32 protein-coding genes and 2 pseudogenes are annotated in these 24,023 nt (G+C 52.1%); 30 read left to right on the top strand and 4 right to left on the bottom strand.

Annotation, left to right across the window (positions count from 1 at the left end; genetic code table 11):
* Positions 1–441 precede the first annotated feature (441 nt).
* From GQY55_RS14465 to GQY55_RS14435, 7 genes and pseudogenes are all read left to right on the top strand, one after another.
* Positions 442–898 (top strand): annotated as a pseudogene (locus GQY55_RS14465) (aminopeptidase).
* A gap of 133 nt (positions 899–1,031) precedes the next feature.
* Positions 1,032–1,778 carry a GNAT family N-acetyltransferase gene (locus GQY55_RS14460; protein ID WP_160042559.1) on the top strand — a complete coding sequence of 249 codons (747 nt, stop codon included), beginning with the start codon at positions 1,032–1,034 and terminating at the stop codon, positions 1,776–1,778.
* 158 nt (positions 1,779–1,936) lie between these two features.
* Positions 1,937–2,497 (top strand): AAA family ATPase, encoded by a 561-nt coding sequence (locus tag GQY55_RS14455; RefSeq protein WP_160042557.1) that lies wholly within the window; start codon positions 1,937–1,939, stop codon positions 2,495–2,497.
* Positions 2,498–2,522: 25 nt separating this feature from the next.
* The gene (locus GQY55_RS14450; protein ID WP_160042555.1) at positions 2,523–3,140 is read left to right on the top strand and encodes a cyclase family protein; all 618 of its coding nucleotides are present in this window, start codon (positions 2,523–2,525) and stop codon (positions 3,138–3,140) included.
* A gap of 25 nt (positions 3,141–3,165) precedes the next feature.
* Positions 3,166–3,348 carry a hypothetical protein gene (locus GQY55_RS14445; RefSeq protein WP_160042553.1) on the top strand — a complete coding sequence of 61 codons (183 nt, stop codon included), beginning with the start codon at positions 3,166–3,168 and terminating at the stop codon, positions 3,346–3,348.
* 14 nt (positions 3,349–3,362) lie between these two features.
* Positions 3,363–4,175, top strand: a complete 813-nt coding sequence (locus tag GQY55_RS14440; RefSeq protein WP_160042551.1) for a class I SAM-dependent methyltransferase — start codon at positions 3,363–3,365, stop codon at positions 4,173–4,175.
* Positions 4,176–4,224: 49 nt separating this feature from the next.
* Positions 4,225–4,743, top strand: coding sequence for an HXXEE domain-containing protein (locus tag GQY55_RS14435; RefSeq protein ID WP_160042549.1), 519 nt, complete (start codon positions 4,225–4,227; stop codon positions 4,741–4,743).
* Between the two features lie 138 nt (positions 4,744–4,881).
* Here the strand turns inward: GQY55_RS14435 and GQY55_RS14430 are convergent, their stop codons facing one another.
* Positions 4,882–5,184, bottom strand: coding sequence for a putative quinol monooxygenase (locus GQY55_RS14430; protein WP_236575614.1), 303 nt, complete (start codon positions 5,182–5,184; stop codon positions 4,882–4,884).
* Between the two features lie 275 nt (positions 5,185–5,459).
* Between GQY55_RS14430 and GQY55_RS14425 the strand changes: the two genes are divergently transcribed.
* The 19 genes and pseudogenes from GQY55_RS14425 (at position 5,460) to GQY55_RS14340 (ending at position 16,274) form a co-directional block, all read left to right on the top strand.
* A complete protein-coding gene (locus tag GQY55_RS14425; RefSeq protein WP_236575613.1) occupies positions 5,460–5,732 on the top strand; it encodes a hypothetical protein in 273 nt (90 codons plus the stop codon).
* A complete protein-coding gene (locus GQY55_RS14420; RefSeq protein ID WP_236575612.1) occupies positions 5,719–6,237 on the top strand; it encodes a hypothetical protein in 519 nt (172 codons plus the stop codon). Before GQY55_RS14425 ends, GQY55_RS14420 begins: the two co-directional genes overlap by 14 nt.
* Before the next feature lie 202 nt (positions 6,238–6,439).
* Positions 6,440–7,162, top strand: coding sequence for an SDR family NAD(P)-dependent oxidoreductase (locus tag GQY55_RS14415; RefSeq protein WP_160042543.1), 723 nt, complete (start codon positions 6,440–6,442; stop codon positions 7,160–7,162).
* 77 nt (positions 7,163–7,239) lie between these two features.
* Positions 7,240–7,686, top strand: a pseudogene (locus tag GQY55_RS31395) (GNAT family N-acetyltransferase); the annotation flags it as partial.
* A gap of 15 nt (positions 7,687–7,701) precedes the next feature.
* Positions 7,702–8,040, top strand: coding sequence for an HIT family protein (locus tag GQY55_RS14410; protein WP_268895020.1), 339 nt, complete (start codon positions 7,702–7,704; stop codon positions 8,038–8,040).
* 21 nt (positions 8,041–8,061) lie between these two features.
* Positions 8,062–8,535, top strand: a complete 474-nt coding sequence (locus GQY55_RS14405) for an NUDIX hydrolase (RefSeq protein WP_160042541.1) — start codon at positions 8,062–8,064, stop codon at positions 8,533–8,535.
* A 38-nt stretch (positions 8,536–8,573) separates the two neighbouring features.
* Complete coding sequence (locus tag GQY55_RS14400) at positions 8,574–8,993, top strand: GNAT family N-acetyltransferase (protein WP_201452163.1); 420 nt, start codon at positions 8,574–8,576, stop codon at positions 8,991–8,993.
* Between the two features lie 70 nt (positions 8,994–9,063).
* Positions 9,064–9,729, top strand: coding sequence for an HD domain-containing protein (locus tag GQY55_RS14395; protein WP_160042539.1), 666 nt, complete (start codon positions 9,064–9,066; stop codon positions 9,727–9,729).
* 16 nt (positions 9,730–9,745) lie between these two features.
* The gene (gene pgsA, locus GQY55_RS14390; RefSeq protein ID WP_160042537.1) at positions 9,746–10,333 is read left to right on the top strand and encodes a CDP-diacylglycerol--glycerol-3-phosphate 3-phosphatidyltransferase; all 588 of its coding nucleotides are present in this window, start codon (positions 9,746–9,748) and stop codon (positions 10,331–10,333) included.
* Between the two features lie 47 nt (positions 10,334–10,380).
* Complete coding sequence (locus GQY55_RS14385) at positions 10,381–10,815, top strand: VOC family protein (RefSeq protein WP_160042535.1); 435 nt, start codon at positions 10,381–10,383, stop codon at positions 10,813–10,815.
* 113 nt (positions 10,816–10,928) lie between these two features.
* The gene (locus GQY55_RS31030) at positions 10,929–11,369 is read left to right on the top strand and encodes a hypothetical protein (RefSeq protein ID WP_201452162.1); all 441 of its coding nucleotides are present in this window, start codon (positions 10,929–10,931) and stop codon (positions 11,367–11,369) included.
* Between the two features lie 20 nt (positions 11,370–11,389).
* Entirely contained in the window at positions 11,390–12,277 is an 888-nt protein-coding gene (locus GQY55_RS14375; protein ID WP_160042533.1) for a TIGR01777 family oxidoreductase, read from the top strand.
* 99 nt (positions 12,278–12,376) lie between these two features.
* Positions 12,377–13,129: an enhanced serine sensitivity protein SseB C-terminal domain-containing protein gene (locus tag GQY55_RS14370; protein ID WP_160042531.1), complete on the top strand. Its 753-nt coding sequence runs from the start codon at positions 12,377–12,379 to the stop codon at positions 13,127–13,129.
* Between the two features lie 242 nt (positions 13,130–13,371).
* Positions 13,372–13,908, top strand: coding sequence for a hypothetical protein (locus GQY55_RS14365; RefSeq protein WP_160042529.1), 537 nt, complete (start codon positions 13,372–13,374; stop codon positions 13,906–13,908).
* Between the two features lie 22 nt (positions 13,909–13,930).
* Positions 13,931–14,131, top strand: a complete 201-nt coding sequence (locus tag GQY55_RS14360; RefSeq protein WP_236575611.1) for a hypothetical protein — start codon at positions 13,931–13,933, stop codon at positions 14,129–14,131.
* Between the two features lie 113 nt (positions 14,132–14,244).
* Entirely contained in the window at positions 14,245–14,433 is a 189-nt protein-coding gene (locus GQY55_RS14355) for a hypothetical protein (RefSeq protein ID WP_160042525.1), read from the top strand.
* A 3-nt stretch (positions 14,434–14,436) separates the two neighbouring features.
* Positions 14,437–14,631 (top strand): DUF4177 domain-containing protein, encoded by a 195-nt coding sequence (locus tag GQY55_RS14350; protein WP_160042523.1) that lies wholly within the window; start codon positions 14,437–14,439, stop codon positions 14,629–14,631.
* A gap of 198 nt (positions 14,632–14,829) precedes the next feature.
* Positions 14,830–15,537 (top strand): YjjG family noncanonical pyrimidine nucleotidase, encoded by a 708-nt coding sequence (locus tag GQY55_RS14345; protein ID WP_160042521.1) that lies wholly within the window; start codon positions 14,830–14,832, stop codon positions 15,535–15,537.
* A gap of 215 nt (positions 15,538–15,752) precedes the next feature.
* Positions 15,753–16,274: a hypothetical protein gene (locus tag GQY55_RS14340; RefSeq protein WP_160042519.1), complete on the top strand. Its 522-nt coding sequence runs from the start codon at positions 15,753–15,755 to the stop codon at positions 16,272–16,274.
* Between the two features lie 96 nt (positions 16,275–16,370).
* Here GQY55_RS14340 and GQY55_RS14335 read toward each other — a convergent pair whose 3' ends face one another.
* Entirely contained in the window at positions 16,371–17,135 is a 765-nt protein-coding gene (locus GQY55_RS14335) for an SDR family oxidoreductase (RefSeq protein WP_160042517.1), read from the bottom strand.
* Between the two features lie 202 nt (positions 17,136–17,337).
* Between GQY55_RS14335 and GQY55_RS14330 the strand changes: the two genes are divergently transcribed.
* Entirely contained in the window at positions 17,338–18,144 is an 807-nt protein-coding gene (locus tag GQY55_RS14330; RefSeq protein ID WP_160042515.1) for a DUF817 domain-containing protein, read from the top strand.
* A 158-nt stretch (positions 18,145–18,302) separates the two neighbouring features.
* On the opposite strand, the gene cysK is transcribed toward GQY55_RS14330, so the two are convergent.
* Positions 18,303–19,226 (bottom strand): cysteine synthase A, encoded by a 924-nt coding sequence (gene cysK, locus GQY55_RS14325; protein ID WP_160042513.1) that lies wholly within the window; start codon positions 19,224–19,226, stop codon positions 18,303–18,305.
* Positions 19,227–19,403: 177 nt separating this feature from the next.
* Positions 19,404–20,132: a YwaF family protein gene (locus tag GQY55_RS14320; protein WP_236575610.1), complete on the bottom strand. Its 729-nt coding sequence runs from the start codon at positions 20,130–20,132 to the stop codon at positions 19,404–19,406.
* Positions 20,133–20,349: 217 nt separating this feature from the next.
* On the opposite strand from GQY55_RS14320, the gene araA reads away from it, so the two are divergent.
* From araA to araD, 3 genes are all read left to right on the top strand, one after another.
* Complete coding sequence (gene araA / locus GQY55_RS14315; RefSeq protein ID WP_160042509.1) at positions 20,350–21,837, top strand: L-arabinose isomerase; 1,488 nt, start codon at positions 20,350–20,352, stop codon at positions 21,835–21,837.
* Positions 21,838–21,965: 128 nt separating this feature from the next.
* Entirely contained in the window at positions 21,966–23,060 is a 1,095-nt protein-coding gene (locus GQY55_RS14310; protein ID WP_373309225.1) for a GntR family transcriptional regulator, read from the top strand.
* 80 nt (positions 23,061–23,140) lie between these two features.
* Positions 23,141–23,836: an L-ribulose-5-phosphate 4-epimerase gene (gene araD, locus GQY55_RS14305; RefSeq protein WP_160042505.1), complete on the top strand. Its 696-nt coding sequence runs from the start codon at positions 23,141–23,143 to the stop codon at positions 23,834–23,836.
* Positions 23,837–24,023: the final 187 nt, after the last annotated feature.

The following is a 24,023-nucleotide window of genomic DNA, read 5'->3' as shown; positions in this document are numbered from 1 at the left end:
AAAATGATTGATATTATTGGTTGCTTCTTAATATGTGAAAGTAAAAATAAATTTATGAAAGGATGATTATGATGTGGTTTCTCCCTATGGCATCCGGAGTTCTTATCTTGTTGTCCATCTTTATTTCTATCCCAAACAAAAAGAGGAGAGAAGGTCGTACCCCGCAGCTATTTCTTGCGCTTAATGGGATTTTCCTTCTCTCCCTCCTCGTGTTCCTTATTTACTTTCTGCAAGACGAAAGAACGATTACGGCAATCCCTGCCCTCGTATATTGGGTTCTGATCGCTCTTAGTGTAATAATCGGGATTTTTTCAGTGCGTATTCGCTATGTTCCAGGTCACCTTACGTCTGCCGCTGGATCTTATTTTGTGGATTCGTTGCCATGTTCTCGATTGGGATCGTTTTGATTGTACTTAGGCTTACCAGGCAGGGGCTAAATACGTGCAAGTGGTATGGCAGGACGAAGTCACGGCACGGCTCCGCTTTGATGAAGCGGAGGAGGCTTCCTTTGATTATTATCCAAAGTGGATTGCGTCCTCCATGGAGCAGCTTGCCGAGTCGGACGGCGCCGTCCTCTTATTGGATGGAGAAAATCCGAATTTGTACGACAGCGTGGATCCGGCCAAGCTTGCCGCTTCCCGCAGAGCCGCGGCAGCCGCCCGGCAAACCTATCTTGGGTATGTGCGGAGCAACAAACTGGTGCATCGTCAATGTGCCAACCCGGGCCTGGGCGGATGCGGTGTATCCCGAATTGGCGGGCGAAAGCCGGGTACCGGCCTTGTGGGAAGCGATATTTTCGATGAGCCGAATTGACGCAGCGGACCCGGTTGAAGTTTGGCAGGAGCATATCCAGGGATTAAAAAGGAAGACGGATCACCTGAACGCCAACCGAGCTTGAAGACGGGAGTCTGGAACCATTGTTCCGAAACGGGAACTGGGCGGCGGACTTTGAGCAAAAATAATGCTTGAGCAGGCCCGCAAACCTGTTGTATGATGCTACCAATCTACATTTGGAAGGGGCTGGTCGCATCTTGCATCTAAGCATCGAAGAATATTCCTTGAATGCCTGGCCCGCGCTGCAAACGCTGGTCTATGACGGATGGCTGCTCCGTTTTGCCGACGGGTATACCAAACGTTCCAATTCCGTTAACGCGATCTACAGCCGTGATGAAGACCATCTGGAACGGAAAATCGCCAAATGCGAGGATCTGTACGCCAAGCCGGGGCTGCCTACCGTGTTTAAGATCACGCCATTTGGTCCTCCTTCATTGGATCAGGCGCTCGAAGCCAGAGGGTATACGCTGGTCGACCCTTCCTGCAACATGCTTTTGGAGGATCTGGACGCATCGGCCAAACCGCTTCTCACGGACGTTGAAGTGTTCGCATCGCCGACTCCCGCATGGCTGGAGACCTTAGCGAAACTGAATCCCAAGTTGTCGGAGCATCAACTGAACGTAACTTCAAAAATGTTTTCCGGCTCCTTGCTGCAAACCGGATGTTTTACGCTGTACGAGGGGGCCTTTCCCGTTGCCTGCGGCATTGGCGTCATCGAGGACCGGATGGTCGGTTTGTTTGACATTGTCACTTCCGAGCAGCACCGGAACCGGGGATACGGCGAGCAGCTGATCCGGAACATTTTGAAATGGGCAAAAGATAACGGCGCGACGCAAAGCTACCTTCAGGTTCTTCAGCATCATCCGCCCGCCCACAGGTTGTACGAAAAGCTGGGCTACCGCCAAATCTATTCCTATTGGTACCGCACCAAAAGTTTGTTGTAATACATATTTTTTAGACGCTAAAAAAGAGGACGCATGGCATCAAAGCGATCAGAAAGACTAAATGACCGATGGTTCCGCAGGCTGGCGCTGTGGATCATCTAGTTATCAGGCATTTGGACGGTTATCGGCACGTTATAAAAGAAAAGAGGTGCGCGCGCATGAAGCTGGTCATTATATTCGGGCCGCAGGCCGTCGGGAAAATGACGGTTGGGCAGGAGCTCGTCAAAATGACGGATTTAAAGCTGTTTCATAACCATATGACGATCGACCTCGTCTCCAACTTTTTCAGCTACGGGTCGGCTCCCGGGAAACGTCTGGTCCGCCTGTTCCGGCAGGAAATTTTTGAGGAAGTGGCCAAAAGCGATTTGGCCGGGCTGATTTTTACGTTTGTATGGGCGTTTGATCTGCAAAGCGATTGGGACTACATCAAGCATATCAGCGGTATTTTCGAAGAGCGGGGCGGTACGGTCTATTATGTCGAACTGGAAGCGGATGTAAACGAGCGGCTTGCCCGCAACAAAAGCCCTCACCGACTGGCCCACAAACCGACCAAACGCGATCCGGAATTCTCCGAGCGGGACCTGCTGGAAACGATGGAGAATTACCGATTGAACTCTTTGGAAGGCGAAATCACGCACCCCCATTATTTGCGGATCAACAATGCCAAACTCGACCCGGAAACCGTCGCTCGGAAGATCAAGGAAAAATTCGAATTGTAACGGCACTTGAAGGAGAACAACCTCAATGAAATATATCGAGCTTTCCCGTCTGATCCAGGACGGGCTGCCCGCATACCCCGGAGACACGGCAACCGAGCTAAAGCGGCACAAAACGCTGCAGCGGGATCATTACAACAACCATCGGCTGAACATCAACATGCACGCGGGAACCCATATCGACGGCCCGATGCATTTAACCGACAGGCCGATCTATCTTTGCGAATATGATCCCGACAAATTCATCGGTGAGGGCTGCTTGCTGGACGTTCGCGGCGAGCGGGAAATCGGATACCAAGCGGCATATGAAGAGCAAATTCGGGATAACCACATCGTGCTGCTCCATACGGGTTATGGGGAACGATACGGGCAAAGCGATTATTTTTCCGGTTATCCGGTGCTGACCCTGGAGCTGGCCGAGTTGTTCGTGCGTAAAAAAGTGAAGCTGGTCGGGATGGATACCCCGTCGCCGGACAAATTTCCGTTTGAAGTACATAAGTATTTGTTTGAGCATGACATTTTGCTGATCGAAAATGTGGCGAATTTGGATGCGCTGAGAGGAATCGAGTCGTTTGAAATTATCGCAATGCCGCTGTATATCCGGGCCGACTCTTCCATTGCAAGGGTTGTGGCGCGGGTAAAATAACTTTTTTCCAGGGGAGTGGCTTGGGATGAAAAAAGGATTTTTCCACGATGACCGGAAGGCTGAAACGCATGTGTGGATATATTTGAAATTATTTGCGTTCCGGCTGTTCGTGATGATCAAACCGGATCGGCCGCAATACCGGCGCAAGCTGGAGGACATCCGGAAGAAGATTGAAGAATCGAGGCATCTGCGGGTGAACGTGCTATAACGGGAGGTAGCCGTATGGATAAAGTGATAGACTATTATAACCGTTTCGACGAGTGGGGCCGGCTGGACCGCGAGCCGATCGAATTTATCATCCATTTGCACCACATCAAGAGCATGCTGCCGCAGCAGGGGTGTATTCTGGACAATGGGGCCGGGCCGGGAAAATATGCGATCGAGCTGGCGAAACTCGGGTACCGGATGACGCTGACGGATTTGACGCCAAGTTCGGTGGACATCGCGAAAAAGAAAGCCGCAGAATATCGGATCGAGGATCGATTCGACGGATTTTATGCGGCTGACGCCCGGGACTTGGGCATGCTGCCGGATGAGCATTTTGATGCCGCGCTGATGCTGGGGCCGCTGTATCATCTGCAAGCGGAAGAGGGAAGGATCAAGGCGGTACGGGAGCTGCACCGGGTCGCGAAGCCGGGCGGGCTTGTATTTGTGGCCTTCATGACCCAAACGAGATTTTTAATGAACTCGGTGATGCACCCCGAACATTGGAAGCCCAACCATACGGTCGAGGGCATCCGCCAATTTTTGCGGACCAGCACGTTTGACCATGCGGACGAGGGACGTTTTACCGGAGCCTATTATTTTGACATCGCCGAAATTAACCCTTTTATGGAGTCTCAAGGCTTTGAAACCATGAAGCTGATCGGTTCGAGCAGCATTGCAGGCGCCATGACGCCCGAGCAGTGGGATTATTGGCGCAGGCAGGGGGATGAGGCGTATCGTCAAATCATGGACATCGTCATCAAGGAATCCGAAAATCCGTATCTGCTTGGCTCCGCTTCGCATCTGCTTTATATCGGCAGGAAGAATTAAGCTGGCTTTTTTTTCATAGATTTACGCAAGTGAGGGAGGGATCATAACAATGCATGATGTAACACTACAAACGCTGGTCTGGTTATTTATCGTTGTTTTTCTTCTCCACGACTTGGAAGAAATTATATGGGTCGAGGCATGGATCAAGAAAAATAGAAATCGGGTCTATACGAAGGTACCAACAAGAATAAGGAATCAGTTGGACAAAATGTTTAATATCACCAGCGGACAATTTGCTTTTGCTGTTTTGCTTGAATTTGTTGTTTTTATTCCATTTACTTTTATGGCAGCAGAGCACGAAAAGTTTTTTATATTCTTATCTTTTAATACGCTGTTTCTGCTGCATGTATTCACCCATTTAGGGCAAACATTGTATTTAAGAATGTACACGCCGGGAGTCGTAAGCGCTGTGATTCTTGTTCTTCCTTATACCGTATACTTGGGTTATAGAATGATTCATGAGGAATTGGTAACGTGGGGAGAGATTTTACTCAGTATTCCCGTTGGGTTGCTGCTGGTACCTATCGTGCTACTTGGTCATGAACTTGGAAGGAAATTTGTTAAATGAAAACTGCATTTAAAGCAGTCAGCCATATAAGTCAAGTCGAGAAATAGACCGTTACCTCAACAAGGTCGGTCTATTTCTTTTTCATGTAGATCGGCAACACCAAAATGAACAGGAGGCAGTTGTCCCCCTACCGTTCATCTATAACCCTTTTCCGCCGACAGGCACCACCGGGATCGATTCGACGCCGGCAATGAGCGGCATGGCACGGGCGATGGACGCTTTCGTTTCGGGATCATTGAGCGAAGCTTTATGGGCTTCGGCGCTGCTCCACACTTCGGTGACCCAGACGGCATCGGGTTCGGCATCCGACAGGTTGATGATATACACCTCGCATTCCTTCACGGTACGAGCCGCGGCGGCCGCCTCCAGCAAAATGTCGGACAGCGTGTCCCGCTGCCCTGGTTTGGCCGTAAACTTCACATATGCTCCGTATTTGCTCAATTTGATCTCTCCTTTTTCAGCTGCTGCTAGTTTATCTCTATTTTCCCTGAAATCGTATACAATAACAACCAACATCGATTAAAATTGGAATTAAATATGCTTTCAAAAGTGATCCGCCGGGGAGGGCGCGTTTCATGCCATGGTTATCGAAGGCGTTATGCAGATTTGGCTGTGCGTCTATGGCCTGCGTCTTGTGTTTGGCCCCATGCCTTGTATATCTTCTTTTGCGGATGGATGTCGTTAGTGCCGTTCTTTTTTTCGTTTTCGGACTGTACATGGCTTTTAAAGTGATGATCTCATTAACGGCGGTATCTTTCATTCTGGATGAGTGGCTATTAAACACGTTACTAGAACGGATGGCATATAAGGTTAGGTTTTGGTTAAGGGTGCTGATCTATCTCGTTATGGGCGCGGTACTCGCCATCGTGCTTTACGGCAGAAATTCGTTTTTTATCGGATCGGGACTCATGGTCTCATTGATTTACATTTTGATGCTTCAAAGATGTTATCCGGCGGCTTATTCGCCTGGAGGGGGTGGCACCGATTAAAATCCGGATCATCGGTTCATGCGGCAGCGGCAAGTCTTATATCGCGCGCGAATGTTCGCGAATGTTTGGTATTCCCCATTATGAAACGGACAATTTCGTGTGGGAGCGCGGCGAAGTTCAGCGCAGATTTCCGGCGGAGACCCGGGATGCGCTTTTAAGAAAAGCGGTCAGCGGTGAAACGTGGATTATTGAAGGTGTACATCACAAATGGGGAAAAGAGAGCTTTGAACATGCCGATTTGATTTTTATAATTATGCCCAATCGCTGGGTGCGTGATTTCAGGATCATCCGCCGTTTTCTGCGCACCAGGCTTGGACTTGAGCGGGCCAACTACAAGCAATCTTTTAACAATTTGATCGAGATGGCTTTTGTATGGAACAGAAAATTTGACGAAGTGAACATGAAGGAGATTATGGAGATCACCGAGCCTTATAGGGCAAAAAGAATTGTCGTGCGGAAGAATAAAGAGATTTTAAAATACATACAGGCGCGTGAAAGCCGATGAAAAAAAGCGCGTAACCATATTAACCATCACCGGAGATCGCGTCGAAACTTTCGAGGCTTCGGGTGACGGGGAATATGAATATAGCTGGAGTTCGAAAGAAAACCTGAAGACGCTCCGGATCAAATATTGGTTGAATGGACGGCAGGTACGGAAAAGTACGCCAAGAGATTAGAATAATATGCATTTTGCCGGGAGGAAGCACATGCCGAAGCGCTGTTTTATCATCACGGGGACATCCAAAGGAATCGGGGAATCTCTTGCAAGAACTTTGCTGGCACGAGGGGATAGGGTTGTAGGCATTTCAAGAAGAGAAGCGGGATCGTTGGATCAATGTCCAGGTTATACGCATGTCGCCTTTGATCTGATGCAGACCGCCGGGCTTGAGCCTATGCTGCAATCCATATTGGGTCGGATCAATCCGGAAGATTTGGACATGATCGGTCTGGTGAATAATGCCGCGATGCTGGAGCCGTTACGGCGGATCGAGGCGATTCGGCCGGAGGAGATGGAAGCCAATCTTCGTGTCACCTTGATGGCGCCTATGATTTTGACCGCGGTATTTACCCGCGAGACCAAAGCATGGGATCTGCGGAAAAAGGCCATTCAAGTGAGCTCGGGCTCAGGCTCCTACGCCAATCCGGGAATGAGCGTTTATTCTGCCGCAAAAGCGGGGTTGAACATGTTTACGATGTGTGCGGGAACCGAACTTGCGGACAGCGTTGAAGTGATTGCCATAGATCCCGGCATGGTGGATACATCGCTGCAGGCATCCGCCAGAAACAAAAGCGGCAAGGAATTTGAGCTGGCTCCGTATTTCGAGCAGGCTTACCGGGAAGGACAGCTGACGTCGCCGGATGACATCGCGAAGCGAATCGCGGAGATCATCGACGCCCCTATGAAATCCGGGAGCATTGCCCATTGTTAAGGATCGCTAAAGGACAGGGGATCGAACAAGGGCAATCAAGATCAGCGGATTCAAAAGTAAAAAAGGAGAGAACCGCCATGAAATTGGTAACATCCACGCCTGAGCTTTTGGATAAAGAAGTGATCATTTTGAATTCGGATCCATTTTTTAATCGGATCTCGAAGGATAAGGACGTGTTCACGGAAGAAGAGATTCGGAAAGAGATTCAATCAGGCCAAAACATTGGCGCGGAACGGTTTCTCCTTCAAGACGGGGATCAATACGTAGGCGTGCTGGAGTTTTTGATGAACAATCCAAACGACGGTTATCCGTGGCTCGGACTGCTGCAAATCCGAAAGGACGCGCAAGGACAGGGGTTTGGCCGAAGCGCAATGGAGTTATTTTACGGCATGATGAAGGAGAGAGGCGTGAAGACGTTTCGTTTAGGGGTGATCGCGGAAAATGATCCGGGACACCGTTTTTGGAAAGGGCAAGGGATGGTTCCGGTCAAATCCGTGATCAACCAGGATGGAAAAGAGATAGTCGTCTATGAAAAAGATGTGAGCCAAGATTTTTATTGCGACGAGGTTTTAAACGGGAAAACGCCTGTCCGCAAAGTGATGGAGACCGAGCGGGTTTTGGCGTACCACCACACAAGACCGTCCTACGAACATCATATCGTCGTCATACCGAAAATTCACGTCGGCTCGCTGATTTCCGAGGAAGAATCCAATGATGACGGGCTTTTGCTGGAGCTGATGGCGGTCGTCAAAAAGGTCGCTGCGGACATGACTTTAAGCACGGGCGCCGCCAAAGTGATCACCAACCTCGGGGCATACCAAGACTCCAAGCATTTTCACTGGCATGTGGTGAGCGGCCAAAGAACCGGTTCAAAATAACGCGAAGAGAGGACGATCGACATGGAGCATGATCCGCCCAAGCACACGGTTTCGGTTTCCGCCTTGCTGATGAACGAACAAAACGAGGTGCTGCTCGTGAGAACGCACTGGCGGGGCGACACATGGGAGATGCCTGGAGGAAACGTGGATGAAGGGGAGCCTTTGGACCAGGCCGTATGCAGGGAATTTCTGGAGGAGACGGGAATCGTGATTCGTCCGGTCGGAATTACGGGCGTTTACTTCAATGCGACGAAGCGCGTTCTTTCGGTTGTGTTTAAAGCCGAATACGTGAGCGGAGAGATCCGCATCCAACCGGAAGAAATTCAGGAAGCCAAATACGTTCGAATCACCGAATCCAGCATCGATCAATATATTACCCGCCCACAGCAAAAATCCCGCACGCTTGACGCGATGAAGGCCAAAGCCATGATCCCGTATGAGACATGGGAGGTCGCCCCGTCATACCGATTGGTTTCAAGGATTGAAAATGGATAATAAAATAAAAGCGATATTGTAATCAAGGAGGGATCGTTGTGCAGCCTGCCATACGTTTCGGGGAACCCGAGGATTTTCCAAAGGCACGGGAAGTGGATCCGCATTTTGATCCGGAATTTCTGCGGTGGAAGCTGAGCCGCCAAGAAGTGATTTTGGCCGAAAGCGAAGGGGTATTGATTGGTTATTTGCGCCTGGAATACATATGGTCCACGGTTCCGTATATCGGCCTCATCATCGTAAAAGAAAGCAGCCGCGCGCAGGGAATCGGGAAGAAGCTGCTGGCTTTTGCGTCAAAACATCTAAAAGAACGCGGTCACCGCTACCTGTACAGCTCGTCGCAGGTCAATGAAGCGGAACCGCAAAGCTGGCACAGGCATGTCGGCTTCGAGGAAACCGGGATCGTCTCGGGCATCAACGAGGGCGGGATCGGCGAGGTCTTTTTCAGAAAAACGCTGTAAAACATCATAAGTAGCGGATAGGCTCTCAACAAGCTAATAATCCGCCATCGCAAAGGGAGCAGAGACAAACATGAAGATAGCAGATCATGCCGAACTTATAAAAGAAGCCGAACGATTCGTAAAACAGGTGCTTTCGGGAGAGGCAAGCGGCCATGACTGGTGGCATATCGAACGGGTGCGGAATACGGCGCTCGACATCGCCGCAAAGGAAAACGCCGACCGGACCGTGTGCGAGCTGGCGGCGCTTCTGCATGACGTGGCCGACGAGAAGCTGAACGCGAGCAAGGAAGCGGGATTGCAAAAAGTGAGAACATGGCTGGAAGGGCATACCGCAGACGGAGATTTGACCGACAAGGTGATGGACATCATTGCGAACATGTCCTTTAACGGCGGGAAAAACCCGCCGATGGCCACGCTGGAAGGGCAGGTCGTACAGGATGCGGACCGTCTGGATGCGATCGGGGCGATCGGCATCGCCCGAACGTTTGCCTATTCGGGGGCCAAAGGCCGCATCATCCATGATCCGGAGTTAAGCCCGGATGCGCTGGCGCAGGAGGATTACCGGTCAGCCGGCAAAACGGCCATCTACCATTTTTACGAAAAGCTGCTGAAGCTTAAAGATTTGATGAATACGCCGTACGCCAAGGAACTGGCCGAGCAAAGGCATGCGTTCATGGAGCTGTATTTGCAGCAATTTTACAGCGAGTGGGGCAGCCGCAATCCGCAGGAAAAATGAAAGGAGGAACACAGTTTTGAATACGGCTAACCGGATCACATTGGCGCGGATCGCGCTCATCCCGCTGTTTATGTTCTTTTTCGCCGAGTGGCCTGCCAAGCTGGCGGATGCCGCGGTCTTCCGGTTTTTGAATGAATACGGATCCTACATGGCGGTTGCCATATTTGTGCTGGCTTCCGGGACGGACAAACTGGACGGTTATATCGCCAGAAAATACAACCAGATCACCAACTTGGGAAAACTGCTCGATCCTCTGGCCGACAAACTGCTTATTTCCGTCGCGCTGATCATGATGGTGCAGGCCGACATGATCGCTTCTTGGGTCGCGGTGATCATGATCGGGAGAGAGTTTGTCATCACCGGCCTGCGGATGATCGCTTCGGCGCAGGGAATTGCTTTGGCCGCCGACCGGTTCGGCAAATGGAAAATGGTCGCCCAGGTCGTCGCCATCGTCGCCGTCATGCTCGAAAATGTTCCGTTCCAATGGTTTACCTATATACGGGTGGATCAACTGCTGATGCTGCTTGCCTTGCTGATGACGCTGGCCTCCGGGGTGCATTATCTGGTCAACAACTTTAAGGCGTTGAAACTGAACGAAATGTAATGGGGACTTGTCCAAGCAACGAAATGACTTTTTTGGGAGGGGTTATAATGACGTTTTCTTTCCTGCGGATCGGTTACGTGTACGTGCCGACGACCCGCATCGACGAATCGATTGCCTGGTATACGCAGCATCTCGACTTCAAGCTGATGGAGAAATTCGAAGACCGCGGTTCCTTTTTGGCGGTCCTGCATCATCCGCACGTAAACTCCATTGCCTTGCTGCTGATCGAAACCCGCGACAAGGAGCCGCTGGAAATCCGAAGAAACGGCCAACCTTTTCCGATCATGGCGCTGAACTGCGAGGACATCGAGCATACATATGACAAGCTGAAAAACGCTGGCGTTCAGGTGGACGAACTGCGTACGCTTGGCCAGGGTGAAGCCAAATACTTTTATTTCCGGGATCCCGAAGGCAATCTGCTGGAAGCGGCCTGGTCCAAATGGGACCCGCAGGATGAAATCAAGGAACATTTTAAGGCGTGACGGGGTGGGCCGATAAATCGCGGATTCATGTTTTAACGCTCAAGGGAAACGTTCGCTAAGACGCCGTTAGTTCACGGCAGAAGTACGTTAATCGACGTTGATCGGAGGACGGCATGAAAAAGCTAACCTTGCTGGTATGCATCTTTTTCCTGTGCATATCCGCGGAAGCTTCAGCCAGCTGGGCGTACCGTTTTGTCGTGTACAATCACGGTACTTATGAAGTGACCGCGGAGCAGGTAGATTCGGATCGGATCGGGAAAAAACTTGGAAAAGTGACCCGTTATACTGACCGCGAAGGCACATACGGCGGCAACTTCTCGAATGTTTATCCGAAGGGGACGACGTACCATGAAATCAAAGGGATCAGCCCGAAGGAGCAAATTGCCGTAAAAACGGGCATTGGCGCTTACATCAAGGCCGAATACAGAGGGGCGTATGCCGGACCGGCAGGCGGGCCAAGCGAGGTCTGGTTAAGCATTCCAATCATTGTGCTGCTTGCCGCAGCCGCCATGTTTTTCTACTATCGCCGCAGAACGCGCAAACGGCCCACATGACGGAAAAGGAGAGGGAAACGGTGAGACAAAAAATCGTGATCGCGGGCGGGACCGGTTTTATCGGAACATATCTCGAACAGGAATTCAAACAGCGCGGCTGGGAGGCGCGGATCATCTCCAGGCGGCCCGGCCATATTTCGTGGGAGGATCGGGAAGGCATCCGCGAGGCTCTTGAGCATGCGGATCTGCTCGTCAATTTGGCAGGCAAATCGGTTAACTGCAGGTACGATGAAAAAAACAAAGCCGAAATTTTGCATTCCCGGACCGAAACGACGGAAATTCTCGGAAAAGCCGTGCTTGCCTGCGAGCATCCGCCTGAGCTTTGGATCAATTCGAGCACGGCAACCATTTACCGCCATGCCGAAGACCGTCCGATGACCGAGGAAGCCGGGGAGATCGGCTCCGGATTTTCGGTGGATGTCGCCAAGGCTTGGGAGCAGTCGTTTTTCTCTTTTCAGCTTCCGCATACCCGTCAAGCCGCTTTGCGAATTGCGATCGTGCTAGGGCGGGGCGGCGGGGTCATGACTCCATACCGCAATCTCGTCCGTTTTGGCCTAGGCGGCATTCAGGGGCCCGGCAGGCAGCGGTTCAGCTGGATCCATCTCCACGATATTTTGGGCATCATCTTATTCTTGAAGGAGCATCCGGAGCTTAGCGGCGTCTTTAACGTTTCCGCCCCGAATCCGGTCACGAACAAAGAGCTGATGCAGGAGCTCCGCCGGGCGATGCACATGCCTTTCGGGCTGCCGGCCTCCAAGTGGATGCTTGAAACCGGGGCAAGAATCATTCGGACGGAAACCGAATTGATTTTAAAAAGCCGCTGGGTCATTCCGGAACGATTGATGCGGGCGGGGTACGACTTCAAATATAAAACGCTGGAAGAAGCTCTCCAAGAGATCATTCCCTGAAACAGATTCAAAGGAATTAGGGCTTTAGTTCACAGCCAAAGAAAGGTACACTACTTATATTGGTCCTTATCCGATACTTTCCTGAAGGGAGCATCAACCATGTCTTTTGAGGCAACGAACACGCTGGAAGAAAAGTTGATCAAAGCCGTCAACGAGCCTTCCGCCAGACCCGATTTTTATTACGAACTCCGAAATTCCGAAATTTACGCGATTCAAGGCGGGACAAACCCCGTTCAGGAAAAAACCGAACTGTCCGCAGGGCAGTCTATCCAGCTGTTGAGCGTTGAAATGAACGGGAAACGGTACATCCCGATATTTTCTTCTTTGACCCGCATGCAGGCCTTTATTCAAGAGCCTGTTCAATATTTGGCGATCAATGCGGTGCATTTTTTTAATTTAACGAAGGGTGCGGACTTGCTGCTCAACCCGGGCTCCGCTTTCGGCAAAGAGTTTACCGCGCAGGAAATCGAAGCGATCCTGAACGGCTCCGTCTTTAACGCCCAAGAAGCCTATGTGGTGGAAAAAAACACGCAAACGATGATCGGTCCACCTGCGGAGCCGCCGACGGAGCTGCTGGACGAGCTCAGCAAAGTGTTTGAGCGTTTGAAAAACGTCATCTGCGCCTACAACGCCCAGGTGTTTAACCCCCGCACGGATCAAGCGCCGCGCACGATGATTGCGATCAGTTACATCGGTAAAGGCGATCAAATCCTTGCCGAAGCGGGGAAGGTCGCTGAATCGGTACAGGTGCAATTTCCACCAGTGCAGTTTGTCGAGCTGAACGGCAGCTCGGGGCTGGAAAGTTATTTTGAAAGCAAATGCAAGCCGTTTTATTTGAAGGAAACGTTCTAAGCCGTCAATGCATTGTATGCCCCTGTTTCGGTTGTTCCGGAATGGGGGCATTTTATTTTTCCCAGGAAAACGAGGCAAGCGAATTCTGCCGGATTTGTTTCGTTTTTTAGTTCACCTGATATAGGTTTTCATGTAAAATAGTGGGTAATTGTTGCAAAGAAAAGTTCTAATCGTTTTTTTAATGACATCCGGCCGGGGAACTTTTGTTTTTTCTTTATAATGCGGGGAAGGAGGAGGGAGAGATGGGGAAAAGGTGGTATATCGTTGTTATTGTGCTCCTGCTGGCCTCCAACGGGGTGACGCTTGGTTTGCTGATCCCGCGGTTAAGCGGACCCGCCAAACTCCCGGATAGCGGAAAAGAATGGGAAGCCTTTACGTTAAATGGTCAAAGTAAGTATTGGCAGGTAGAAGATTTTAAAATCATACGGACGGCCTCCGGCATTTTTAGGGGAAACGGAAGTCTGAGATACATAGGAGATCCGGATCATTTCAAACCGTACGATTATTTCGGCTACGCATTTTTTGAACGGCCGGGTGAAGGAAGTCCGAAACCCGTCCTGAGCTATGCCGAAACCAGCAAAGGTAGATCGATCGACATTCCCAGTGCAGCCTGGCATATCAGCTCCATTAAAGGCACCGTTTCGGATTGGGAGCTCGCGGAATCGCAAGCGGACCTAAGCCGGTCGCACATGGAGGTGAGCTGGAAAGATAACGGGGGAATGCTCCACCAAGAGCTCATTCCGATGTCCGTAACGGAGGCATATTCCAGTATGGAATAATTCGGGAAAAGCCTCCGAAGGCATGAAATCACAGGCGAGAGGAAGGATAGCTATGGATACTACTACGGTAACAGGCAGCGGTATTTTTGCAATTATTCCATTCTTGATCATGTTGGCTTTTGCCGCGCTTGGCATAACGTGCATGATTTTGTTCATCCGCGTTGCCGTCCGGGCGCTTAAGGCGCTGGATATTTATTTGGCAGAAAAATCTCGGAGGATGTAGCAGATTGAAAAAAACAACAATAATGAATGAAGAGACTGTATTGACCGGATTTCAACGGCTTTTTCGGATATACATCTGGATTTCGTGATAAAAGTGATGAGGGGGATTTGACCATGAATAACGGGACAGGCGGTTATGTCGTCGGCTGGGGGACATTGGCGCTGATCAACGCCGGTTTGGCGCAGGGAAAAAACCGAAGCGGCCTGAACTGGTTTTTGATTTCGCTGCTGATCGGTCCCTTGGCGACGCTGCTCATCGTGGTGCTGGACAAATTGGAACCACCTAACGGAAGGATGCGTTAAATAATGGAGAATTGGGAATACAAAACGGTCAAATATCAAACGGGCGGTTTTTTGGGAGGAAAGGTCGACGAAGAGGAGTTCGAAAATTTGCTGAACGAATACGGCATGAAAGGCTGGGAATTGGTCTCCTGCTTTGACACGAACGCCGGCCAAGGGCACTCGAGGGATGTCATTGCGGTTTTCAAGCGAAAATCGTAATGATGATCCTCAAAAACAAGCGCATGGCGGATGCCGGAGATTTTCCGGCAGGCTGTGTGCTTTATTTATGCCGACGAAACGGAAAAAAGCCGGATAGAGAGTCCCCGCCCAAGGTGGATAAAATGCGACTTTTCCCTTAAACTAGGATAGAATAAAGGCTGACATAAGCCCATTTTACATAGAAGGAAGGCTTGCAACTTGTCTTACGAGTGGATTTTGTTCGATCTGGATGAAACGTTGTTTGATTTCAAAATGTCCGAGGCACGCGCCTTGGCTTACGTTCTGGCAAGCTTGAATCTGGATCCGGAGGATGCGGGCATCACCGATTGTTATAACCGGATCAACAAAGGGCTTTGGAAGGAACTTGAGCAGGGCCTGATCAATTCGACGGAGCTGAAAGTGGAGCGTTTCCGGCGGTTTTGCCTCGAGCAAAAGCTGAATGAGGACGCGCAAGCCATCAGCGACCGCTACATTCAATCCCTTTCCGAGCAATCGTTTGTGTTTGAGGGAGCGCTTGAGTTATGCCAATATTTAAAGGAAAACGGCTATCGCATCGCGGCCATCACCAACGGCATCAAGCAGGTGCAGTTCGGGCGGCTCAACCGGTCGGCGCTGAAGGACTTTTTCGAGGCGGTGATCGTTTCCGAGGATACGGGCTTCCAGAAGCCGCAGACGGGCATTTTCGAGCATGCGTTTGCCCAGATCGGCAGCGCCGACAAGGAAAAAATGCTGATGGTCGGCGATTCCTTGACCTCGGACATTCAAGGCGGCAACAACGTCGGCATCGATACGTGCTGGTATAATCCGAACCGTCTTCCGAACTCGACGGGAATCGTGCCGACGCATGAGATCCACCGGCTGGATGAACTGAAATCGATTTTGACGCGCAGCAAAGCGAAAGCCTGATTGAAAGCGCATTGAACATGACAACAATTTGATGTGGTTGTAACCTAATTGTGACGATTTGGCGCGGCGGGATGTTTTATAGTGAAGCTATAAGAGATCCACGCCCGATCGGAGCCATTTCGAACTTTTTTTGCAACATTCGGTTTGAAAATAACTCGGCAGGGTAATGGATCATATGGAATGAAATACTTGGTCCATTAAAGGAGATATTTTCAATGAAAAAAATCACGCTGTTTGCTACCCTCATCATCGCCCTGCTCATTATGACAACGTCGGCCAGCGCAGTCGGAACGGACAAGGAATATACCCCGGTTCCTCCGAGCGAGGACACAGTGACAGCTTTGATTTCTTCGATAAAGCAGGAGAACGGACACCTTGTCGTCCAAGCCGATCCGATCGAATGGTATGAAGGCGACGCGGCCGATCGGAAGTTCAAGGAACGGGAACCGGAAGCCGCCGAAGAATTGGGAGGCGCGCCTGACGGCTATTACATCGTCAACGACGATCAGACGCTGGAGACTTACGAGATTGCCCCGGATGCCAAGGTGCTGATGCAGCTGTATGACCACGACGGAACGTACGAAGGCATGGAAATCCAGTGGAACGAGCCGGTATCGCTGGATAAATACGTGGCCATCATGAACAACGACAAGCTGATGGACATGAAAAGCTTCCCGTACCACCTGACCATAAAGGACGGCAAAGTCGTACAAATCGTGCAGCAGTATATTCCTTAAGCCACAAGCGAAAAAATCCAGTACTGTTGAAGTGCTGGATTTTTTCGGTTTACGGCTCATCCCGCGCAAATCGTCAAGCTCTGATGAAGACAGCCATTACAGATGCGATCCGCCGCTGGCGTCAATCAGCTGACCGGTGATCCAGCGGCTGTCCTCCGAAGCGAGGAAAGCGGCGATATCGGCGATATCCTTCGGCTGGCCCCAGCGCCCGAAAATCGAAAAATCGGCGCCGAATTTCCGGCCTTCCGGGGTTGCCAGGCTGTCGGCATTCATGTCGGTCTCGATGAAACCGGGGAGAATCGCGTTAATCGTAATTCCGCGCACGCCCAGCTGGTTCGCCAGGGAAAGCGTCAACGCATTCATCGCGCCTTTTGTCATGTTGTACGCAGCAACGACAGGCAGGGATATTCGGGTGGTGGCGGAGGAAAGGTTAATGATGCGCCCGCCGTCCCGCAAACGGGGAAGCGCCTGCTGAATGATGAAAAACGGGGCCTTGACGTTGACGGCCACGACGTCGTCAAAAGCTTGCTCCGTCGTCTCTTCGATGGGGATCGGCAGGCCGACCCCCGCATTGTTGACCAAAATGTCGAGGCCGCTGTCCTGCAGACGTTCCTGCATCAATGCTTCCAGCGAAGCAAACAGCTGCCGAATGCCTTCCATGGAACGGAGGTCCGCTCCGACGGCAAACGCGTCGCCGCCTTGCTGCTTGATTTCCTGAACGATCGCCTCGGCTTCGGCATGCTTGCTCCCGTAATGGACGGCGACAAGCGCGCCTTCTTCCGCCAAACGTTTCGCGACGGCACGTCCGATTCCGCGGCTGGCGCCCGTTACCAGGGCGGTTTTTCCCGTCAACTTGCTCATGTTCCCAACTCCCTTTATCGTTAACAGGCGCCTTTTTGGCATTCCTGTTTGACACAGTTATAACATAGGGAAGATGCTAAAATTTTGCTTTCTCATTCGGGAAGATGAAACGGCATGGAGAATCGTTGCCGAACGCGGCAGGCGTTTTCAGCCGCTTTCATCGATCGGTGCCGAACCATACATACCTAATTTGGAGGGGACTATGAACCCGATACGGACATTCATCATTTTTGGCCTTCAACAGGCCCGCTCCTGCATTTTTCCCGCGGTCATCTTTTTGACGCTCGCGGCTTCGAAGCTGATTCACATTCCCTTTGTCTCCAGATACGATTTCATTCTGGCGGTGTGCATTCTCGCTCAAGCGCTCATGCTAATGTTCAAGCTGGAAACATGGGATGAGTTCAAGGTCATCTGCATGTTTCACGTCATCGGCCTCGTGCTGGAACTATACAAGGTACACATGGGCTCATGGTCTTATCCGGAGGAAGGCTGGACGAAAATCGGCGGGGTGCCCCTTTACAGCGGCTTTATGTACGCGAGCGTGGCCAGTTACATCTGTCAGGCATGGCGCAATTTGAACCTGCGTATCCGCCACTGGCCGAAGGCGGTGTGGACCGTCGGGATCAGCGTGCTGATCTACCTGAATTTTTTCACCCACCATTACCTATGGGATTTGCGCTGGTGGCTGACGCTGCTGCTGGTCGTCGTATTTTTCAGAACCTGGGTATACTTCGACGTGGCCGGCAAAACCTTTCGCATGCCGCTGGTGCTGTCCTTTTTCCTGATCGGCTTTTTCATCTGGGTGGCGGAAAACATCTCGACCTTTTTCGGCGCATGGCAGTACCCGGATCAGGATCATGCCTGGAGGCTTGTGCACATCGGGAAAATCAGCTCGTGGTTTTTGCTTGTCGTCATCAGCATCATCATCGTGGCGCAGCTGAAAAAAGTGAAGGAAAACGAGCAAGCGGCGGAGAGAACTGCGGATGCGGTCCGGCATCCTCTCCCGTAAAACACCCCTCATCGCACAAAAGCGGGGCTTTGGTTTCGAAGCCGATTCAGGTACTTTGCGGGGACCCCGGAATTATATACACTTGTATTAAAAAAACATGCCCGGTACCATGGCGGTACCGGGCATGTTTGTGCTCCGGGGGCGGCTTTTTTGCAAAACTAAAATATTCCCATGCTGAAATAACGTTCACCGGTATCCGGAGCGATGCACAACACGCGTTTGCCCGGCCCCAGCCGCCGCGCCACCTGCAGGGCCGTCCATACGGCGGCGCCGGAGGACGGTCCGACCAAAATGCCCTCTTCCTTCGCCAGCCTGCGGGCGGTCCCGATGGCATCCTCGTCGCTCACCTGAAAGATTTCGTCGTATACGTTCGTGTTCAGGATGGGAGGGATAAACCCCGGGCTTGTCCCCACCAGCTTATGCGGACCCGGCTGCCCGCCGGACAGCACGGGCGAGCCTTTCGGTTCGGCAACGTAGATGCCGATGTCCGGAATCTTGTCCTTGAGTACTTCGCCGGTGCCGGTAATCGTTCCGCCCGTGCCCGCCGTCGCCACAAAGGCGTCCAGACGGCCATCCATCTGTTCGATGATTTCCAATGCCGTCGTCTGGCGGTGAATGTCGGGATTGGCTTTGTTTTCGAATTGCTGGGGAATAAAGCTGTCCGGAATTTCCTTGTTGAGCTCAAGCGCCTTGCGGATCGCACCCGGCATCCGTTCGGCGGCCGGCGTCAGCACGACCTCCGCGCCGTACGCCTTCAAAATATTGATGCGCTCCTTCGTCATATTGCCCGGCATAACCAAGATGGCGCGGTAGCCTTTGGCGGCGGCGTTCATCGCCAGTCCGATGCCCGTGTTGCCGCTCGTCGGTTCGATGATCGTGGAGCCGGGCTTAAGCAGACCGTCTTTTTCCGCTTGCGCAATCAGGTTGAAGGCCGCGCGGTCCTTGACGCTTCGGCTCGGATTGAAATATTCGAGTTTGACGTACACTTCGGCGTCCTCCGCGGTTACGAGGCGGTGCAGGCGGACGGCGGGGGTGCCGCCGATCAGTTCGGTGATGTTTTGTACCACTTTGGGCTGTGTCATGATTGGGAAGCTCCTTTACGAGTTCTAACCGCAAAAAAGGTAAAGCTTTTCCCATCATTATAATTCCGGGGCGGCAAACGTACAACGAAGATACGAAGCCGTAAGGTGTTATGGAAGGGAACGGGGGCCGTAAAGTACTTGAACAGGCTGTTAAGCGACGTTCCCTCTCCGGGAGGTTTACATGGCCGATGGCCCGCGCAATGCGCTTTTCCGCCGCCATTTTTCCGGGAGAACGAAAAAGATCAGCTGCATGAGGGCGAAAAAAAGCAGGGCAATGCCTTCCTCGGCCAGCAAATAATACGGATACGGACCGAGAACGTCAAGCAGGGACGGCGTAGAAGGTTTATGCATCAAAAACATGTAGTTGGCGTCCAAAACGTAATCCAGCACGCCGACGATAAAGGCGGCGATATTGAGAAAAATCATCGCAACCCCGACGGATTTCCAGGTCGGCTTATGGTTTTCGACCCAAGTCATGTACAGCGAAGCCAATATGATCAGCATATGGGCGATAAAAAACTGGAAGAAGCGGATATGCGGATAGCCGTAAACCAGATTGGGTGTAAAAAGAGCCTGCAGCGCGCCGCCGATCCCGGCGAAAAACAAAATTTGATAAAGCAGCCGGCCGCGTGTCAACAGCATGACAACGGACAACAAAAGAGTGATGCTGCAAAGCTCCAAAGGCAGCGTATACCTCGGGTTCCACGTCCCTTCGGCGATATTCCACGCATCGAGGACCGCTTCCGAAACGGCGAGCAGCGCGGCCAGGAAAAGGCGGAGCAACTTTTTGGCGCCCGGGCTGCCGCGTAAGCGGTAACGGAACGCATAAAGCAGAAGTGACGCGGCGAGAAGCGAAAGAAGCATAAGCAGATGGGAAGCTGAGTAGGGGACAAACGGGTCGGTCATGGCCATGCCCTCCTAAAAGCTGTTTGATATTTCCATGATAGCGGTTCGGCCTGCAAACGCAAAGATCAAAAATGTTTTGCTTGCTTTTTTGGGGAAGCGGGCATAATATAAAGCCATAGATAAATGTACGTACAAGTATGATTTAGTGCAAATTATACTCATATATGTATGTACAAGTTGGTGAACTCATACGTACCCATTAAGGAGGGCTAACAAGATGAATTTGAAACCGCACTCATTTTGGTTTGTCACCGGCAGCCAGCATTTATACGGACCCGAAACGTTGGAGCAGGTAGCTGCGCATTCGCAAATCATCGCCAAAGAGCTTGATCAGGATGCTTCTTTTACATATCCGGTCGTATTCAAGCCGATCGTCACGACGCCGGATGAAATCTACAACCTGATCATTCAGGCGAACAGCGATGAAACCTGCGCGGGCATCATCACGTGGATGCACACCTTCTCTCCGGCCAAAATGTGGATCGCCGGCCTTTCGCAGCTGCAGAAGCCGCTGCTTCATCTGCATACGCAGTTTAACCGCGACATTCCGTGGGAAACGATGGACATGGATTTCATGAACCTGAACCAATCCGCCCACGGCGACAGGGAATACGGCCATATCGGCGCCCGTCTCGGCATCGCCCGGAAAATCGTCGTCGGACATTGGGAAGACCCTGAAGTCCGCGAATCCATTGCCGGCTGGACGCGCACCGCAGTCGCATTTGCCGAAAGCCGCCGCCTGAAAGTAGCCCGTTTCGGCGACAACATGCGCGAAGTGGCCGTAACGGAAGGAGACAAGGTGGAAGCCCAGATCAAATTCGGCTGGTCGGTCAACGGCTACGGCGTCGGCGATCTGGTGCAGGTGTTGAATGAAGTGACGGACAGCGAAGTGAAGGCGCTCCTGAACGAATACGCGGAGCAATATACGATTACCCAGGCCGGACTTAGCGACGGACCGGTGCGGGATGCGATTGCGTACCAGGCCCGCATCGAAATCGCGATGAAACGTTTCCTCGAGGAAGGCGGATTCGGCGCATTCACGACGACGTTTGAGGACCTTCACGGCTTGAAGCAGCTTCCGGGTCTTGCCGTGCAGCGCCTGATGGAAGCCGGTTACGGCTTCGGCGGCGAAGGGGACTGGAAAACGGCGGCGCTGACGCGGGTTCTGAAAGTGCTCGCGAACAACAAGAATACGTCGTTCATGGAGGATTACACCTACCACTTCGAGCCGGGCAACCATATGATTCTCGGCGCGCATATGCTGGAAGTGTGCCCGACCATCGCGGCGACGCGCCCGTCGCTTGAAGTGCATCCGCTCGGCATCGGAGGAAAGGAAGACCCTGCCCGCCTCGTATTCGACGGTCGCGACGGCCAAGCGGTCAATGCGTCCCTCGTGGATCTCGGACACCGTTTCCGCTTGCTCGTCAATGTGGTGGACGGCGTGAAAGTCGAGAAAGCGATGCCTAAGCTGCCGGTTGCGCGCGTGCTTTGGAAACCGCAGCCTTCCCTGCGCGAATCGGCGGAAGCATGGATTTTGGCGGGCGGTGCGCATCACACCGTTCTCTCGTACGCGATCACGGCCGAAAACTTGGCCGATTTTGCGGAAATGGCCGGCATTGAAGCCGTCATCATCGACAAAGACACGTCGGTTCAGCGCTTCAAAAACGAACTTCTGTGGAGCGACGCGGCCTATCGCTTAAGATAAGGGCAGTTTGTCCCTATTCGCCCAGCCTATGATACAATAGCTATAAATGGAAGAGCCTGTCCGGCAGCACCGAACCTGACATGGTGCCCGGCAGGCTCTATACTCGAATTGTTTCGCTGAGGTGAATGATGAATAATAGACGGATTCCCAAATATATTCAATTAAAGAAAGAGCTGCTGTCCTGGTTCGAATCGGGCAAGCTGCAGCGGGGACAGCAGGTCCCGTCGGAGAACGAGATCGCGGAGCAGTTCGGCATGAGCCGCCAGACGGTCCGCCAAACCTTCGGGGAGCTGGAGAAGGAAGGATGGCTGGAAAGGATCCAAGGCAAAGGCACCTTTGCCCGCGAGCCGCAGCGCCGGGAAGGCGAGCAGGCGAAAACGATCGGCATTATTACGACGTATATATCGGATTACATCTTTCCGCATATCGTCCGCGGCGCCGAAGCGGAGCTCCGGAGCAAGGGATACCGGCTTCAGCTGTCGAGCACCGACAACAACAAGGAAAAGGAAATGGAAAGCCTGCAGCTGATGACCAGCCAGCCGCTCAGCGGACTGATCATCGAGCCGACGAAAAGCGCCGAGGGCAATCCGAATTTGGCCTATTTTCTGGAGCTTCAGGAAAAGGGAATCCCTTATCTGATGATCAACGAAAAGTACCGGGAGCTGGAATGCGCCTGCCTGAAGGTGGATGATGAAGCCGGAGGCTACAAAGCGGTGCAGTATTTGCTGGAGATGGGGCATACCCAGATCGCCGGGTTCTTCAAACGGGACGACCTGCAGGGCGTCAACCGCCTGAAAGGGTTTCTGGCGGCGCATAAAGCGGCGGGAATGAGCGCTTCGCCGAAAAGGGTCGTCACCTACACGACGGAGGAAAAAAACGACCTGCCTTACCGGCAGGCTTTGCAGATGCTGGGCGAAGGGGAAAACCGACCGACGGCTTTCGTATGCTACAATGACGAGCTTGCCGTGCTGCTGATGGAGGCGGTTGCCGAAAGCGGGCTTCAGGTTCCGGAAGACGTGTCCGTCATCGGATTCGACGATTCCAGCCTGGCGACCGCTTCGGGGACGAAGCTGACCACGCTGACGCATCCCAAGACGGAAATGGGGCGGACGGCGGCAAGCCGGCTGATTGCCATGATTGAACAAGGAAAGACGGCACAGGATGCGGTATACGAGCCCGAGCTGATCGTGCGGGATTCCGTAGCCAAAAGAACCCAGGATTAAGAGGGACGGGTCTGCTTCAATGCGGACTCTTCCGCTCTTGCTTGTACGTACAACTACAAACCGGAAAGGATGTGTCCGACATGCTGGAAGCATTAAAACAACAGGTGCTTGAAGCCAATTTGGCTTTGCCGAAATATGGCCTCGTTACTTTTACATGGGGCAACGTAAGTGGAATCGACCGGGAAAAAGGGCTGTTCGTCATTAAGCCGAGCGGCGTGCCTTACGAGGATTTGAAGGCGGAAGACCTCGTCGTCGTCGATTTGGAGGGACGGGTCGTCGAAGGCGATTTGCGTCCGTCGTCCGATACCCCGACACATATGGTGTTATACCGCGAATTCCCTGAAATCGGCGGGGTTGTACATACCCATTCGCCGTGGGGAACCAGCTGGGCGCAAGCAGGCCGGCCTTTGCCGGCGTCGGGAACGACGCATGCGGACTATTTTTACGGCGAAATTCCGGTCACGCGGCCGATGACGAAGGTGGAAATCGAAGGCGCTTACGAACTCGAGACCGGGAACGTCATCGTGGAGCGGTTCCGCGAGCTGGGACTGGACCCGATCCAGGTTCCCGGTATTCTGGTGCATGCGCATGCGCCTTTCGTATGGGGAAGCGACGCCTTGAATGCGGTCCACAATGCGGTCGTGCTGGAGGAAGTGGCCAAAATCACCGCGCGGCAGCTGCAGCTCAATCCGGACAGCAAGCCGATGGACCAGACGCTCCTCGATCGCCATTTCCTGCGCAAGCACGGAGCGAATGCTTACTACGGCCAAAAATGATCGATCCCGGCTGGCATCATCCGTATAAATGATTGGCTCGACTTATATAAAAGCAAAATGTTCATTGCGATGATTCGGATTTTTCAATATGCATTCCAGCCGCTTCCGTGTAAGATATTGACAAGTTAACCTGTTTAGATCTTTATCGCTTGATCGGAAGCCGCTTTTCGGATTTGCAACATCGTCA

Origin of the sequence: Paenibacillus sp. USDA918EY (assembly GCF_009870825.1) — a bacterium.
Taxonomy (GTDB): domain Bacteria; phylum Bacillota; class Bacilli; order Paenibacillales; family Paenibacillaceae; genus Paenibacillus_AQ; species Paenibacillus_AQ albilobatus.
The sequence above is the reverse complement of the archived record's forward strand: the minus strand, read 5'-3'. Positions and strand labels throughout refer to the sequence as shown.